Source organism: Mesorhizobium sp. M2C.T.Ca.TU.002.02.1.1 (assembly GCF_003997225.1).
Map to the genome: position 1 here is coordinate 1 of NZ_RZTO01001011.1, position 1938 is coordinate 1938.

Consider the following 1938-nt stretch of genomic DNA (forward strand, 5'->3'; position numbering starts at 1 on the left):
GACATGAAGCCTTCGAGGATCCACACCGCCAGCGGCACGTTGAACAGGCAATGCGCCAGCGCCACGGCGATATGGGTGTCGATGAGACCGAAGGCCGAATAGAGCTGGAAGAACGGCAGCGCGAACACCGCCGGCGGCGCCATGCGGTTGGTGAGCAGCCAGAAGAACAAATGCTTGTCGCCGAGGAAGCGGTAGCGCGAGAAGGCGTAGGCCGCCGGCAGCGCCACGGCGACCGAGATCACCATGTTCATCACCACATAGGTGATCGAGTTGATGTAGCCCGAGTACCAGGAGGCATCTGTGAAGATGGTGCGGTAGTTCGCCAATGTCGGATTGTGCGGGAACAGCGTCATCGACGACACGATCTCCGCATTGGTCTTGAAGCTCATATTGATGAGCCAGTAGATCGGCAGGAGCAGCACGACGATGTAGAGCGTCGGCACGATCCACCACCAGCGCGATTCCTCGCCGCGGCGGCGCATCAGCTTGGCCACCTCGTCCTGCGACAGCGTGCTGCCCACCTCGGTGACCGTCGTTTCGCTCACGCGCGTCGTCTCGTTGGCGCCCGCCATCTCAGCGCTCCGCGTCGTAGTTGGTCATCACGGTGTAGAATACCCACGACAACAACAGGATGATCAGGAAGTAGACCAGCGACATGGCCGCCGCCGGACCGAGATCGAATTGGCCGAGCGCCGTCTTTACGAGGTCGATCGACAGGAAGGTCGTCGAATTGCCGGGGCCGCCGCCGGTGACGACGAAGGGCTCGGTATAGATCATGAAGCTATCCATGAAGCGCAACAGCACGGCGATCAGAAGCACGCGCTGCATCTTCGGCAGCTGGATGTAGCGGAAGACCGCCCAGCGCGAGGCGCCGTCGATCTTGGCCGCCTGGTAGAAGGCGTCTGGAATGGAGACCAGCCCGGCATAGCAGAGCAGCACGACCAGGCTGGTCCAGTGCCAGACATCCATGACGATGACGGTGACCCAGGCGTCGAACGGGTCCTGGACATAGTTGTAGTCGACGCCGAGCGCGTTGACGTAATAGCCGAGCAGGCCGATGTCGTTGCGCCCGAACACCTGCCAGATCGTGCCGACGACATTCCACGGGATGAGCAGCGGCAGCGCCATCAGCACCAGGCAGACCGGCACGCCCCAGCCCTTCTTCGGCATGTTGAGCGCGATGAAGATGCCGAGCGGCACCTCGATCGCCAGGATGATGAAGGAGAAGATCAGGTTGCGCACCATCGCTTCCCAGAAGCGGTCGGAGGCGAGCAGCTCTTCGAACCATTCGGTGCCGGCCCAGAAGAAGACGTTGTTGCCGAACGTGTCCTGCACCGAATAGTTGACGACGGTCATCAGCGGGATAACGGCCGAGAACGCCACCAGCACCAGCACCGGCAGGACGAGGAACCAGGCCTTGTTGTTCCAGGTCTTGTCCATCTACGCCCCCATCTCGACGCGCCAGGAATCGGCATAGATGTTGATACCGGCCGGATCGAAGCGGACCTTCGGATCGGCCGGTACTTCGTCGTCCTCGCCGATCACCGCGGCAATTTCCCTGCCCTCCAGATTGGCGCGCACGACCTTGTGGCGGCCGACATCCTCGACCTTGCTGACCCGCACCGCCATGCCTTCACGGCCGAGCCGCACATATTCGGGACGGATGCCGAGCTCGACGGCGCCGCCCTCGGCTTTGGGCACGCCCGGAAGCTCGATGCGTTGCGCGCCGAGCGTCGCCGTCCTGCCATCGAGCGACACCGGCAGCACGTTCATGCCCGGCGAGCCGATGAAATAGCCGACGAAGGTATGGCGCGGCCGCTCGAAGAGCTCGGCCGGCGTGCCGATCTGGACGATCTCGCCGTCATACATGACCACGACGCGGTCGGCGAAAGTCAGCGCTTCGGTCTGGTCGTGCGTGACATAGACCATGGTGTAACC

The 1938-nt window shown here is 62.7% G+C and carries 3 protein-coding genes; all 3 read right to left on the minus strand.

Features of this window, described 5'->3' with window-relative positions; translation table 11 throughout:
• Window positions 1–572: carbohydrate ABC transporter permease (locus EOD07_RS32665; protein ID WP_206519627.1), on the minus strand; the 572-nt coding region annotated here is incomplete at its 3' end.
• Window position 573: 1 nt separating this feature from the next.
• A complete protein-coding gene (locus EOD07_RS32670) occupies window positions 574–1440 on the minus strand; it encodes a sugar ABC transporter permease (protein ID WP_040987194.1) in 867 nt (288 codons plus the stop codon).
• The coding region (locus tag EOD07_RS32675) for a TOBE domain-containing protein (RefSeq protein WP_164772765.1) at window positions 1441–1938 on the minus strand (498 nt) is incomplete at its 5' end. It abuts the gene before it with no gap.

Excerpts from the sequence above, each read along its gene's own strand:
- EOD07_RS32670 (WP_040987194.1), bottom strand. The coding sequence starts at position 1,440 with ATGGACAAGACCTGGAACAACAAGGCCTGGTTCCTCGTCCTGCCGGTG.